Source organism: Bradyrhizobium sacchari (genome assembly GCF_002068095.1).
Taxonomy (GTDB): Bacteria; Pseudomonadota; Alphaproteobacteria; order Rhizobiales; family Xanthobacteraceae; genus Bradyrhizobium; species Bradyrhizobium sacchari.
This window is the reverse complement of the sequence record NZ_LWIG01000057.1, coordinates 82,976-96,958: the sequence shown is the minus strand read 5'-3', so window position 1 is coordinate 96,958 and position 13,983 is coordinate 82,976. Positions and strand designations below refer to the sequence as shown.

General features: G+C 63.3%; 13 protein-coding genes and 1 pseudogene. 9 read left to right on the top strand and 5 right to left on the bottom strand.

Annotation, left to right across the window (positions count from 1 at the left end):
- The 3 genes from A5906_RS35560 to A5906_RS35550 all read left to right on the top strand — a co-directional run.
- On the top strand, positions 1-995 hold a 995-nt coding region (locus tag A5906_RS35560), incomplete at its 5' end, for a pyridoxal phosphate-dependent aminotransferase (protein WP_245327071.1).
- Positions 996-1,006: 11 nt separating this feature from the next.
- On the top strand, positions 1,007-1,888 hold the full coding sequence (locus tag A5906_RS35555; protein ID WP_080139816.1) for an alpha/beta fold hydrolase: 882 nt from the start codon (positions 1,007-1,009) through the stop codon (positions 1,886-1,888).
- A gap of 3 nt (positions 1,889-1,891) precedes the next feature.
- The gene (locus A5906_RS35550) at positions 1,892-3,145 is read left to right on the top strand and encodes a Zn-dependent hydrolase (protein ID WP_080139760.1); all 1,254 of its coding nucleotides are present in this window, start codon (positions 1,892-1,894) and stop codon (positions 3,143-3,145) included.
- Between the two features lie 334 nt (positions 3,146-3,479).
- Here A5906_RS35550 and A5906_RS35545 read toward each other — a convergent pair whose 3' ends face one another.
- The 5 genes and pseudogenes from A5906_RS35545 to A5906_RS35525 form a co-directional block, all read right to left on the bottom strand.
- The gene (locus A5906_RS35545) at positions 3,480-4,352 is read right to left on the bottom strand and encodes an ABC transporter ATP-binding protein (protein ID WP_080139759.1); all 873 of its coding nucleotides are present in this window, start codon (positions 4,350-4,352) and stop codon (positions 3,480-3,482) included.
- Positions 4,349-5,188 (bottom strand): annotated as a pseudogene (locus A5906_RS35540) (ABC transporter permease); the annotation flags it as partial. The pseudogene A5906_RS35540 and the gene A5906_RS35545, both read right to left, overlap by 4 nt.
- A gap of 64 nt (positions 5,189-5,252) precedes the next feature.
- Complete coding sequence (locus tag A5906_RS35535) at positions 5,253-6,674, bottom strand: ABC transporter substrate-binding protein (protein WP_080139757.1); 1,422 nt, start codon at positions 6,672-6,674, stop codon at positions 5,253-5,255.
- 180 nt (positions 6,675-6,854) lie between these two features.
- Positions 6,855-7,628, bottom strand: a complete 774-nt coding sequence (locus tag A5906_RS35530; protein ID WP_186465137.1) for a Crp/Fnr family transcriptional regulator — start codon at positions 7,626-7,628, stop codon at positions 6,855-6,857.
- 214 nt (positions 7,629-7,842) lie between these two features.
- Entirely contained in the window at positions 7,843-8,148 is a 306-nt protein-coding gene (locus A5906_RS35525; protein ID WP_080139755.1) for a gamma-butyrobetaine hydroxylase-like domain-containing protein, read from the bottom strand.
- Between the two features lie 193 nt (positions 8,149-8,341).
- Here A5906_RS35525 and A5906_RS35520 point away from each other — a divergent pair, with 193 nt between their 5' ends.
- The 6 genes from A5906_RS35520 to A5906_RS45610 form a co-directional block, all read left to right on the top strand.
- On the top strand, positions 8,342-9,115 hold the full coding sequence (locus A5906_RS35520; protein ID WP_080139754.1) for a ferredoxin--NADP reductase: 774 nt from the start codon (positions 8,342-8,344) through the stop codon (positions 9,113-9,115).
- Positions 9,116-9,218: 103 nt separating this feature from the next.
- Positions 9,219-10,961, top strand: coding sequence for a fumarate reductase/succinate dehydrogenase flavoprotein subunit (locus A5906_RS35515; RefSeq protein ID WP_080139753.1), 1,743 nt, complete (start codon positions 9,219-9,221; stop codon positions 10,959-10,961).
- A 31-nt stretch (positions 10,962-10,992) separates the two neighbouring features.
- Positions 10,993-11,226, top strand: coding sequence for a 4Fe-4S dicluster domain-containing protein (locus A5906_RS35510; RefSeq protein ID WP_007593252.1), 234 nt, complete (start codon positions 10,993-10,995; stop codon positions 11,224-11,226).
- A gap of 2 nt (positions 11,227-11,228) precedes the next feature.
- Positions 11,229-12,206, top strand: coding sequence for a HEAT repeat domain-containing protein (locus A5906_RS35505; RefSeq protein ID WP_080139752.1), 978 nt, complete (start codon positions 11,229-11,231; stop codon positions 12,204-12,206).
- Positions 12,207-12,522: 316 nt separating this feature from the next.
- Complete coding sequence (locus tag A5906_RS35500; protein ID WP_080139751.1) at positions 12,523-13,482, top strand: fatty acid desaturase; 960 nt, start codon at positions 12,523-12,525, stop codon at positions 13,480-13,482.
- 236 nt (positions 13,483-13,718) lie between these two features.
- Positions 13,719-13,983: ABC transporter substrate-binding protein (locus tag A5906_RS45610; protein ID WP_245327070.1), on the top strand; the 265-nt coding region annotated here is incomplete at its 3' end.

Here is a 13,983-nt window from a genome sequence, read left to right as displayed (position 1 = left end):
GCGAGTTCAACGCCTATGCCCCGCCGCTCGGCTTCGAGGCGCTGCGCGAGGCGATCGTCGCCGATCTCGGCACGCCAGGCGCAGAGGCGCTGGTGACCGAGGGCGGCGTCAATGCGCTGGCGATGATCTGCCGCGCGCGTTGCAAGCCGGGCACGACGCTGGTGACGACCGATCCGACCTGGAAATGGCCCTGCCTGTTCGCGCGCCAGCAGGGCGCCGAGGTGATCGAGATTCCGATCTACGATCCCGCCTGCAACTATCGCCTGACGCCCGAAGCCTTGAAGGCGAATGTCGATGAGCGCACCGCGATCATCTATCTCGTCGATCCCAACAATCCGCTCGGCATCCGCTACACGCGTGAGGAGATCGAAAGCTTTGCCGCGATCGCGCGCGATTGCGGCGCGCTGCTGGTGCACGACTGCACCTATCGCGATTTTGCCGATGGGCACACGCCGGCGCTGCATGTGGCCCCGAAAGGCTCGGTCGTCTCGACCAGCTTCTCGAAATGGCTCGGGCTCGCCGGCCTGCGCATCGGGGCGCTCGTCGCTGCTCCTGATCTGTTCGAAGAACTGGCGCAGACCTCCACCAGCGTGCTTGGTGCCAGCGTCATCGCCCAGCGCGCTGCGCAAGCGGGGCTGTCGGTCAAGGCCGAATGGATGAAGAAAGTCCGCAGCACCGACCGCGCCAATAAGGCGATGATCCAGGAGGCGGCGGCCGCAATCGACGGATTGGCGCTGCCGATCATGCCCTCGCACGGCAACTTCCTGATACTGGAAACCATCGCGGCGGGCATCCGCCCCGAAGCGCTGGTCGAATGTTATCGCCGCCAGGGCATCATGATCCGCCAGGGGACCTATCACACCCAGCGTTTTGGCGATCGTTTCGTGAAGATCAGCACTTCCGTGCCGCAGGCGTGGGTCGAAAAACTCTGCACGCTGCTGCCGGAGATGGTTGCGCAGGCGCGCACACTGAATGACCTCCCGCCGCAATTCTAAGGACGATGCCGATGACGATGATCACGACGAAGGATGGCGTGAAGCTGCATGTGGAAGAGGCGGGCGAGGGCACGCCGATCCTCTTCATCCATGAATTCGGCGGCAATCACGCAAGCTGGGAGCCGCAGCTGCGCTATTTCAGCCGGCGCCACCGCTGCATCACCTATGCCGCGCGCGGCTATCCGCCGTCGGACGTGCCTGACAGCGTGGAGGCTTATTCGCAGGCGATCGCCGCGGACGATGCGGTCGCCGTGCTCGATGCGCTCGGAATCGACAAGGCGCACATCGTCGGCCTTTCCATGGGCGGGTTTTGCACAGTGCATTTCGGCCTGCGCACGCCGGAGCGCGCGCTGTCGCTGACGGTGGCCGGTGCTGGCTATGGCTGCGAGAAGGAGTTCGAGGCGTATTTTCGCGGCGTCTCGCTCGAGGTCGCCGACAATTTCGAGAAGCAGGGTGCCAAGGAATTCGCGAAGACCTATGCGCTGGGTGCCAGCCGGGTGCAGTTCCAGAACAAGGATCCGCGCGGCTGGAAGGAATTCGCCGATCGCCTCGCCACCCATTCCGACCGGGGCGCTGCCAACACCATGCGCGGCGTGCAGGCGCGTCGGCCGTCATTCTATGATCTAGAAGACGGTTTGAAAAAGATGATGGTGCCGACGCTGGTTATCGTCGGCGACGAAGACGATCATTGTCTCCAGCCCGGCATCTTCCTGAAGAAGACCATTCCCGCCTGCGGCCTCTCGGTCCTCCCGAAGACCGGGCACACGCTCAATCTCGAAGAGCCCGCGGCGTTCAATGCGCTGCTCGTCGAGTTCATCGCCCAGGTCGAGGCGGGACGCTGGCTGCCGCGCGATCCGCGCGCGTTGCCGGGCCAGATCATGCGCACGAAGTAATCGATGACGAGCGAGCCTCTGATCAACGCCGACCGGCTCTGGACTCGCTTGATGGCGCTCGCCGAGATCGGTGCGACGCCGGCAGGCGGAGTCAATCGTCAGGCATTGAGCGACGGGGAGATCGCCGCCTGGCGCCGCGTCATCGGCTGGGCTGGCGAGGCGGGATTGACGCCGTCGACGGATGCTGCGGGAAACCTGTTCCTGACCTTGGCCGGCCGAGACCGCACTGCGCCCCCGCTGCTGCTCGGCAGTCATCTCGACAGCCAGCCGACCGGCGGCAAGTTCGACGGCGCGGCCGGTGTGATGGCGGCCTTGGAGGCAGTGGTCTCGCTGGCCGGGCGAGGCGAGACGCCGGTGCGCGACATCGTCGTCGTCGCCTGGATGAACGAGGAGGGCTCGCGCTTTGCGCCCGGCATGATGGGCTCGGAGGCCTTTACCGGGGAGCGGGGCATGGACGCGATCCGCGCCGCGCGCGATGCGGATGGCATCAGTGTCGGCGAGGCGCTCGACCGCCTCCATCATGCTTTCCCCGGTATGGCGCACAGGCCCCTCGGCTTTGCCGCCGAGGCCTATCTCGAATTGCACATCGAGCAGGGACCGTTGCTGGAGGCGGCCGGCTGCGCGATCGGTGTCGTCACCGGGATCCAGGGCAAAAAGACCTTTCAGGTGGTCGTCGAGGGTGCCGAGGGCCATGCCGGCACGCTGGCGCAGCAGGAGCGGCGCGATGCGCTCGCGGCCTTTGCGGAGGTCGCGAGCGCACTTCATGCTGAGATCGGCGCCGTCGATGCCGACATCAAGTTCACCATTGGCCGGGTCACCGTCGTGCCGAACGCGCCGTCCGTGGTGCCGTCGCGCGTCAGCTTCAGCATCGATCTGCGCCATCCTGAAAATGCCGTGCTCGACGCGGCGGGGGCGCGCATCAAAGCTCTTTGCCAGGAGAAGGCCCCACCGTGCTCGGTTACGGTGACGCCGCTCGTGGATGCGCCGTCGAACGTCTTCGATCCGCGCCTGCGAGCGAGCATCGCGGGGGCCGCGCGTGACCAGCAGCATTCCGCCATGGCGATCCTCTCTGCCGCCGGTCACGATGCCCGTCATCTGGCCAAGGTCTGCCCGGCTGCGATGATCTTCATCCCGTGCCGCGACGGCGCGAGCCATGTCGAGCATGAATGGGCCGAACCCGATCACGTCGCGGCCGGCACCGCCGTGCTGGCACAGGTGCTGCGCGAACTCGCCTTCGCGCCTGCCATCGAGGTGTGAGAACACCGATGCAAGATGTGGCTCCTCGGGACAATTGCGACGCGATGGCCTGTCTCGGCGCGGCCGTCGCCATGTCGCGACCAATGGGACTGCCGGCCGCGCCGAGATTCACCGCAGCGTCACTGACGATCCGGCGCCGCTTCTGGTCTGCATGAACCGCGGCTCCTCCGCCTCTGGCGGCGGCCCGCACTGAGGTGGTATGCGTCAACGTGCCCTCGGCGCGTCACGACTATCCCGCTTGGCGGTCGTCGATGTCTCAGGAATCCTTTCCTGGCGCATCCGCAATGCGAGCCAATCTCCTTGCACAAGAGCGACAAGTTGAGGGCGAGCTGGCCTAAAGTACCTCGACCAGCGAGTGCCCGTGCAGCTCGATGTTCAGCCCCTGCATACCCATGTCATTGATCTCGCCGCCCATCGCCTTGAGGCTCTCCTCGCGGATCAGCGACATCAGCCCGCGGCGCAGCGCCAGGAACTCCGACGACATCATCATGGACTGTTGCCGCGGCCGCTCCAGCGGGATCGGGATCTCCGCCTTAATCGAGCCGGGCCGCGCGGTCATGCAGTAGACGCGGTCGGACAGGAAGATCGCCTCGTCGATGTCGTGGGTGACGAACAGCACCGAGATCTTCAGCCGCTGCCACATGTTGGTGAGGATCTGTTGCATGATGACGCGCGTCTGCGCGTCGAGCGCCCCGAACGGCTCGTCGAGCAGCAGCACCTTCGGGCCCGTGGCGAGCGCTCGCACGATGCCGACGCGCTGCTTCATGCCCCCAGAGAGCTTTTCCGGATAGTGCTTCTCGAAGGCCTCGAGACCGGCAAGCCCAAGCAGCGTGCGCGCGGCGCGTTCACGCTGCGAGCGCGGCATGCCACGCATCTTCAGGCCGAATTCGACGTTCTCCCGCACGGTCTTCCAGGGAAACAGCGAATATTGCTGGAATACCATGCCGCGCTCGGCGCTGGGGCCGTTCACACGCTCGCCGTCGACGGTGACGATTCCCGTGGTGGGTTTAAGGAAGCCCGCGACCGCGTTGAGCAGAGTCGATTTCCCGCAGCCGGATGGCCCGACGATCGAGACGAACTCGCCGGGCTTCACATGAATCTGCGTGTCGGTGACGGCCTGGACCGGGCCCTCGATGCCGTCATAGCTGAGCGAGAAGTTCCTGACCTCGATGTGGCCTTGCGGTTCCTTGGCGGCGATGTCGCTCATTTTGCTCTCCACGGCATCACCAATTGTCCGGCGCCGCGGATCAGCAGGCTTGATCCGAGGCCGAGCACGCCGATCGCGATCATGCCGAGCGCGATATCGGCATACTGGACCAGCGAATAGGCCTCCCACGTGAAATAGCCGATCCCGTATTGGCCCGAGATCATCTCGGCGGCGATCAGCGACACCCAGGCGACCCCCATCCCGACGGTAAGGCCGGTGAAGATGTGCGGCAGCGAGGCTGGGAAATACACCTCGCGGAAGATCGAGCGCTCGCGTGCGCCGAGACATTGCGCGGCGCGCACCAGCACGGGATCGACCAGCGACATGCCGTGCAGCGTGTTGACCAGGATCGGGAAGAACGAGCCGAGAAAGGTAATGAAGACGATGCTCTGCTCGTTGGTCGGCCACAGCATGATGGCCATCGGCACCCAGGCGATCGCCGGGATCGGCCGCAGCACCTCGGCGACCGGGAAGATGATCTCGTGCACCAGCTTGAAGCGACCCATGATCAGGCCGAGCGGCACCCCGATGATCGCGGCCAGCGAGAAGCCGATGAAAATGCGCCGGCAGCTCAGGAGGATATGCATCAGGAATTTGGGATCGTGCATCGCCTTGGTGAAGCTCGCATAGACCGCGAGCGGCGAGGGCACGTTGGTGAAGCGCACGAAGAACACGACGCGATAGGTGGTGAGCAGGTGCCAGACGAGGAGGAACGCGATCAGCGCGGCGATGCCGATCGCAGTGGCGCGTAAGCGCCCTTGGTTGAGGCGATACCAGCGCAGTGCGAGCGTGCCAAAGGAGGGCGGCGTTGCGGACGGGGGCACGGCGGGCGCGGGNCCGCCTCTGCAATGGCTGTTGCCGGCATGCTGTCCTCGGGATGTCTGACGAGGGCTGGACTGCTCACGTCCTGCCTCCGCCGACGGCCGCCTTCACCGCGTCCTCGAAACCGAGCACCTTGCCGCCGATCTTGGCGGCATAGGCTTCGGCGTCCTTCTTCAGCAGGAACGGTGCGACATCGCCATTGCCGACCGCGAAGAAGGCCTGATCCGCGAACAGCTTGATGCCGCGCGTGGTGTCGAAGACGTAGGCGACGTTGATCTTCTTGCCCTTGGTCTTGAAGTCGGCGTAGGCACCGAGAGTGCAGCTGGCGGACGAGAACGGCATGATGCCAGCCTCATCGACCCAGACCTCGCCGGCCTTGCGCGGATCGGAGATCGGCTTCTTGCAGAAAGCGTCTTCGCCCGAGATTTCGTAGTTCTTGGTGTTCGCAAGCTGCGCGTCATAATCGAGCTTCATCTCAGCATAGGCCTTGCGGATGTAGCTGTCATCGACCCATTTCTTCGGATCGAACTCCTTCATGCGGCCGAGATTCTGCAGCACCTTGACGTCGGTCGTTGCCGCATCGATCAGCGCCGGCTTGATCGTGGGATCGGTGGTCATGTTGCCGCCGGGGCCGAGAAAGATGTAGACGACTTCCTTGCTGATACCGGTCCATTCCTGAATCTTTTCCGCGGCGAGCTTGGGATCGTCGCGCAGCCACTGGTTGGCCGCGACGACCGCCTTGAAGTAGGCGACGACGACCTCCGGATATTTCTCGGCGAAGTCGGTGCGCACGACGATGCCATGGAAGGTCGGCAAGTTCGTCTCGACGCCGTCGAAGATCTTTCGCGCAAAGCCGCGGAACGGCAGCAGCTCGGCGAAGGGGACGAAGTCGGCATGCGCGTCGATTTTCTTCTCCTGCAGGTTGGTGGAGCCGACCTCGGGGCTCTGACTCACAAGCTGGAAGAAATCGGCCGCATAGCCGCGATCCTGCATCGCTTTCAGCACCATGCCGTGTGCGGCGGAGCCGAAGGGCACGCTGACCAGCTTGCCCTTGAGATCGGCGAGATCGTAGTAGGGCGAGTCCTTGTGGACGACGAGGCCGTTGCCCGAGCCGGAGAGACTGTACGCGGCAACGCCGACCAGGCGGCTCTTGCTCTCCGGATTGCTCTCGAAGGTGAAGCCGTTCACGATCAGCGGATAGTCACCCATCATGCCGATCTGCAGCTTGTTCGCCATCATCGCATTGGTGACGGGCGGCCCGGACGTGAAGTTCTGCCATTCCAGCTCGAACTTGATGTTGGCGTATTTGCCGTCCTTGGGCAGATATTTCTCGAGCAGATGCAACTGGCGGATGACGACACCGGCGGTCACCGTGTTGGTCGTGGTGTCCTGCGTACCAATGCCGAGCGTGACGGTCTCTGCCGAAGCCGGCTGCGTGACGAGTAGCGCCAGCGACGTCAACGACATCGCGATCGAGAGCGTGGGGAGATGGCCGACCATTCTCATCCTCATTCGGTTGGATGTGCCGTGGTTGCCATGATTGGGTGAGGGCGCAGGCAGGGCAAATCCGGATTGGCCGCCGCAGTCGATTAGTTGCCGGGAAAAGCTGATTGCATACTCCTTGGGCAGTCCTGCACTATAAAGCCGCTTGCCTGTGCACCGGCCATGGTCGCGGCCCCTTTAATCCGACGCCTGGCCGCGCATCTCCTCCAGAACGTCGGTCCGGCACACCACGATCTGGGATCGCTTGGTCAGGACGATTCCCTTCTCCTGCATCCGTTTCAGGCTGATCGTGACCCATTGCCTGGTGGCGCCGACCATGTGGGCAATGTCGGCGTGGGTGAAGGCTGCCGCGATCACGGTGCCGTCGGCATCCTCGACGCCGTAGAGCTCGACGAGATGCAGTAGCAGATGCGCAAGGCGCTGCGTGATCGAGCGCGTTCCCAGCATCTGGGCCAGCGCCGAATAGCATTTGCCCTTGAAGGTGAGGCCCTCGATGAGGCCGATCGCAAGGTTCGGGATCTCTGCGGCAAGGGACCGCAGCTCCTTTCCGGGTAGGTGCACGACGCTGCAATTGCTGGAGGCGACACCGGACCATTGATGCACGGTGCCCTCGAACACTTCGGGCCCGCCGACGAAATTGCCGACATGCCAATAGGCCAGCGTGATCTCGCGGCCGAGCGGCGATGTGTAGAACACGCGGATGCGACCGCTCTCGATCAGCCAGATGCCGTCATGCTTGCCGCCCTGGCTGAACAGTGTCTGGCCGCGGTTGAGCACCTTTCGCCGGCCCTGCTTCAGCACCAACTCCCGCTCGCGCGGCGAGAGCTTGTCCATCAACGGTGGTGGACCGCCGATCCATTGCTGGTTCTCGGTGAGCAGCAGCGAGGAACTGCCGGCAGGTCGGACTGCCGGGGGAACAGCCCCGCGAACCGCATTGGCCGCCTGCAACATCACCTGCCTCCGGAACGTTCAAATCGTTCTAAAGAGGAGCAATGTCCGTGCCAGATGCGGCTTGGCGTTCGCTAGTGGTACGGTCTCGCCACATACTCTGTTGTCATCGCCCGGCTTGACCGGGCAATCCAGAATTCCAGAGACAGCAATAGGTTACGGAAAGGCCGCGTGCCGGTTGCCCCGGTCAAGCCGGGGCATGACACCGAATATTGGGTCAGCGCCCCGCCAAGCGCAGCAAATACGTCTTCGGATAAATCCCCCGGTTGTGCCCGTCCGAAAACGCGATGTTCAGCCCGTAGCCGAGATCGCCGATCTCGGTGATCGCGATCCCCGGAAACGTTTCCGGGAAGCGGCCGTCGAAACGGGCGCGGGTGCAGTGGGCGCATTTGCAGGAGAGGCGGAGTGTTTCGGCAGGGACGCTCAACGCATCGTTCTGCGTGGTGCGGACGAGAAGCGATGTCAGATCGGCGCTGGCTTCATAGTCGACCACCGTCGATGTCACCAATGCGGTCATGGTCATGACGAGCCTCCGACTTCTTTCTACGTCGGCGCGGGCGCGCGCGGATAGCAACTAATTGCCGACGTAGCCGCGATTGCGTGCCTGCTCTTCAATCATCGCCCGCAAAATGTGAAACTAATCGACCGGAAATTTCACTTCCGAATTGCCGGACTCTCTTCTCTCCGAGAGCTTGGGTCATCGACAAGGAGAGACCATGAGCGCATTTCAGAAGGAAACGGTTTTGTCGGTCAGGCACTGGACCGACTCCCTGTTCAGCTTCACCGCGACGCGCGATCCCGGCTTCCGCTTCCAGAACGGCCAATTCGCGATGATCGGGCTCGAGGTCGAGGGCAGGCCGTTGATGCGGGCCTACAGCATGGCCAGCGCCAATCACGAGGAGGCGCTCGAATTCTTCTCGATCAAGGTGCAGGACGGCCCGCTGACCTCGCGCCTGCAGAAGATCAGGGAAGGCGACATCATCCTGGTCGGCCGCAAAGCGACGGGCACGCTGATCACCGGCAATCTCATTCCGGGAAGACGCCTGCTGTTGCTCTCGACCGGAACGGGCCTTGCGCCCTTCGCCAGCCTGATCAAGGACCCTGACGTTTACGAGAATTACGAGACCATCGTGCTCGCCCATGGCTGCCGCCAGGTTTCGGAATTGGCCTACGGCGAGCACGTCGTCGACGGCCTGCGAAAGCACGAATTCTTTGGCCCGCTGATCCGCGACAAGCTGGTCTATTACCCGACGGTCACCCGCGAGCCGTTCCGGAACCGCGGCCGCATCACCGACCTGATCGCCTCCAACCAGCTGTTCGACGACATCGGCCAATCGGGCCTCGATATCGAGACCGACCGCATCATGCTTTGCGGCAGCCCGGCGATGCTGGAGGAGCTGCACGCGATGTTCTCGGCGCGCGGCTTCGTCGAGGGCAACCACAGCCAGCCCGGCTATTTCGTCGTCGAAAAGGCCTTCGTCGAGCGCTGAAGCGCAAATCGCATCCCGGCGACAACTAATTGCTATCGCCGGGAAGCCACCTGAACAAATCTGATGCAAAGGCGCCGGAAACGCGGCGAACCAGGAGCAAGTGATGGCACTAGATCAGATCGTCGACGGACTTTCGGAGGTTTCCTGCGACGTGCTGGTGATCGGCGGCGGTACGGCCGGCCCGATGGCGGCGCTGAAGGCGAAGCTGAAGAACCCGAAGGCCAACGTCGTCCTGCTCGAAAAGGCCAACGTCAAGCGCTCCGGCGCGATCTCGATGGGCATGGACGGGCTGAACAACGCCGTCATCCCCGGCTATGCGACACCGGAGCAGTACACCAAGGAAATCACCATCGCAAATGACGGTATCGTCGACCAGAAGGCGGTCTATAAATATGCCCAGAACTGCTACAAGATCATCGAAGAACTGGACAGCTTCGGCATCCGCTTCCTGAAGAACGAGAACGGCGACTACGCCGTCAAGAAGGTGCACCACATTGGCACCTATGTGCTGCCGATGCCGAACGGCGAGACCGTGAAGAAGGCGCTGTACCGCCAGCTCCGCCGCGCCCGCATCCTGATCTCCAACCGCTACATGGCGACTCGCCTGCTCAAGTCGACCGACGGCCGTATCGCCGGTGCCATCAGTGTCAACACCCGCACCGCGGAGATGCTGGTAATCAGGGCCAAGGCCGTGATCCTCTGCATGGGCGCCGCCGGCCGCCTGGGCCTGCCGACCTCCGGCTACATGTTCGGTACCTACGAGAACGCCGCCAATTCCGGCGACGGCTACGCCATGGCCTATCACGCCGGTGCCGCGCTTGCGAACCTCGAATGCTTCCAGATCAATCCGCTGATCAAGGACTATAACGGCCCGGCCTGTGCCTATGTCGCAGGTCCCTTCGGCGCCTATACGGCGAACAACGAAGGCTCGCGCTTCATCGAATGCGACTACTGGTCCGGCCAGATGATGCTGGAGTTCTACAACGAGCTCTTGTCGGGCAAGGGCCCCGTGTTCCTCCAGCTCAAGCATCTGCATCCCGACACCATCTCCGAGATCGAGTCGACGCTGCACAAGGTTGAGCGCCCGACGCGCGGCCTGTTCCAGCAGGGGCGCGGCGTCGACTACCGCAGCGAGTCAATCGAGATGCACATCTCCGAGATCGGCTTCTGCTCCGGCCACAGCGCCTCCGGCGTGTTCGTGGACGACAACGCGCGCACGACAGTGCCCGGCCTCTACGCGGCCGGCGACATGGCGAGCGTGCCGCACAACTACATGCTCGGCGCCTTCACCAACGGCTCGGTGGCCGGCATCGACGCGATGGAATTCGCTGAGAGCCACGACTTCGCGGAGTTCGACGCCGCCGATGTCGCGATCGAGCGCGACCGCGTCATGGCGCCGACCAAGCGCGAGGACGGCATTCCGCCGAACCAGATCGAGTACAAGACACGCCGCCTCGTCAACGACTATCTCCAGCCGCCGAAGGTCACGCGCAAATACGAGCTCGGCATCCGCCGCCTCGCCGAGGCGCGCCAGGACATGCAGGAGCGCATGATCGCTCGCAACGCGCACGAGCTGCTCCGCGCTCTCGAGGTACAGTCGATCATGGACTGCGCCGACATGGCCGCGCACGCCTCGCTCTATCGCGAGGAGAGCCGCTGGGGGCTCTATCACTGGCGCACGGACTTTCCGGAGAAGGACAACGAGAACTGGTTCTGCCACACGCTGCTCTCCAAGCAGAACGGCAGGATGACCAGCGAGAAGCGCGCCGTCGAGCCGTATGTTGTCCCGATCGCCGACGACGAGAAGGATCTCTACGACAAGCAGCGCATCCGCGCCTCCGCCTGATCCATCAGAGCACAGCAACAGGAGCCATCAAATGCCTCTCGCGTCCTATCAGACATCCGTTCCGGTGGTCGTCGACGACGCTAAATGCATCGCGGACAAGGGCTGCACGGTCTGCGTCGACGTCTGTCCGCTCGATGTGCTCCGCATCAGCGACATGACCAACAAGGCCTATATGGCCTATGATGAGTGCTGGTACTGCATGCCTTGCGAGGCGGACTGCCCAACCGGCGCTGTCACCGTCAACATTCCCTATTTGTTGAGGTGATCATGTCGAGTCCGTTCGAATCCTACGACGACCTCGAAGATGCCGACGAGCGGCTTCAGGCCGCCGATCCCGGCGAACGCCGCGTGGCCATCATCGCGCTCGGCCATTCCGGTGATCCCGCCGCGGTCGGTCATCTCGCCAACATGGTGTCCGATCCCGATGCCGGCGTTCGCCAGCAGGTCGCGATGGCGCTCGGTGAGTTCGACGGGCCGGAGGCGGCGAGTGCGCTCGTAAAGCTGCTCGTCGACCCCGAGCGGATGGTGGCGTCGGCGGCAGCCGACAGCATGGCCGAGTTCAAGGATCCGGCCTGCGCGGAGGTTATCCTGCCGCTGGTCAAGCATGCCCACGCCTTCGTCCGCATGGGCACGCTCCGCGCGCTCAAGGAGTTGCGCTGCAAGGACACACTAAAGCCGGCGCTGGAAGCGCTCCAGGATGGTGATGCGGCCGTGCGCGTGCAGGCGATCGGGGTCATCGGTTTCCTCAAGCTCGAAGAGTCGATTCCGGCGCTGACCGCGCTGATCCACGATCCCGACGCCCATGTGCGCCGCGCCGCGGTGAGTGCGCTCGCGTTCTCGCAGATGAAGCCGGCGGCGGAGATGATCACCAGCGCGCTGAAGGACGCCGATTGGATGGTCCGCGAGATGGCAGCCGAGACGCTGGGGCTCAACGTCAACGGTTCGCTCGCCGCGGTTCAGCTCATTGCCTCGCTCGCCGATGAGTTCTGGCAGGTGCGGCTCAAGGCGATCCGGAGCCTTGGCAAGATGAAGGTCGTACGCGCCGTGCGGCCGATTGGCAATTGCATCAATCACGAGCAAGCGAACTTGCGCAAGGAGGCGGCTGCCGCGCTCGGCGAGATCGCCGATCCCGAGGGCGAGGCCTACCTCGCCGTGATCGCCAACGATCCCGATCCTGACGTGCGCAAGAACGCGCGCTGGGCGCTCCAGCAGATCGCGGCGAAAAGGATGCGAGCCGGATCGTAGGTCAAGATCTGGGTTCGACAGTCCAGTCCGTGCGAAGCAGCATCGCCCGCCGATATGCTTCACGCAGCACCCGCGGGATAGGAGTTGGACCTGACTGCCCTAACGGCACGTGCGACAGGCCCAGCGACGATCCGTCGCCAGGCCTATGCGGTGAAGCGAGGACCGCAAGTCTCGGCATGCCCAGCGCCCAACTCCCGCGAAATTAATTGCTTCTGCATTCCGGCGTCGCCCCTAGGATCGCTCTGTGCTTGACGAAATTCCAGTGTCCGCACGAACACGGTCAAGTGTGTGATCCCGGAAAGAGGCGACGACGATCATGAGCAATGCCATCACTGCCACCGGAGAGAAGCCCCTGACTCCGGCCATGCTGCGGGAGTTATCGGTGCGGTCCGATTGGCAGGGTCTGGTTCGTGCCTCCAGCCACTACGGCGTCATCGTCGGTGTCGACGCGCTGATCTGGCTGGTCTCGTCGCGATACGGAATCGTATGGGCGTTGCCGCTGGTCGTCGTCCAGGGTTACTTTGTCGCGTTCCTGTTCATGGTGGTACACGAGACCGCCCACAAGACGGCGTTTCGCAGCCGCGCGCTTAACCTCGCCTTCGGCCACCTTTCCTCGTTCGTGATCGGCTTGCCTTACGAATATTACTGCCTGTTCCACTGGGATCATCATCGCTATACGCAGGACCCAAAGAGGGATCCGGAACTGCTATCGGTCCCGATCCCGACCTCGAACGCGCAACTGCTGATCGTCTACAGCGGCTTGCGGCAGCTTGCCTTCCGGGTGGGGCTGATGCTTCGCCATGCGTTGACCGGCAATGCCACGTCGCCCTGGATTCCGGAAAGCAAGCGCCACATTGTCGTGATCGAATCGCGTCTGCATCTGGCAGGCTACGCCGCGCTGCTGCTGGCGTCGGTCGCGCTGCACACCATGATCCTGTTGTGGGTCTGGGTCGTCCCCGTGATCGTCGGTCAATTGTTTTTGCGTCCGTATCTTCTTGCCGAACACACTGGTTGCGATCGCACGCGCAGCGCCTTCCAGAATACCCGCACCACCTATACCGCCATGGTCGTGCGCTGGTTTGCATGGAACATGCCCTATCATGTCGAACACCATGCCTATCCTTCGATTCCGTTCCATGCGCTGCCGAAATTGAACCGGATCGTCGCCGATCAGATCGTCTACCGGGGCCCGGGTTACATCGCGGTGACGCGGCAAACGTGGGCCTGGTTTCGCCGCGCACGCAACGGCATAGAAAGCCCGATCGGTTCTGATTGAATCGAAGTCGGGCTTGGCGAAGGCCAGCGGAGTGCCGTCGGCGCAGGCTACTCTGTGCCCAAGGTGCGAGCAGCCTGATGACTTTATTGCCCCAGTCACGGTCGGAAGCTGGTCTGCTTGCGCAAAAAATGGACAGCGTCGAGCCTTGTCGATTAATTGCTTCATGATCTTCCATCTACAGACGATCCTATCGTCAAGGTCGATCACTTCGGTCGCCGGCATCACAGGGGTTTGGCATGCGATCAACAACCGCTCTTCGCTCTGCCGTGTTCGTGTTATCTGCGTCCCTCCTGTTTGCGACGCTCGGGCGCGCGACAGCCGACGAGGTGCTGAAGGTGCGGCTCGCCCAGAATCTTGGGCCGATCTCGGGACTGACGATCGTCGCCAATGCGAAGGGCATTTTCGCCAAGCAGGGGCTCGACATCTCGGTCTCCAATTTCACCAGCGGGAAGCAGTGCCTCGATACGGTGCTTGGAGGAGGGGCGGATATCGCGACAACCG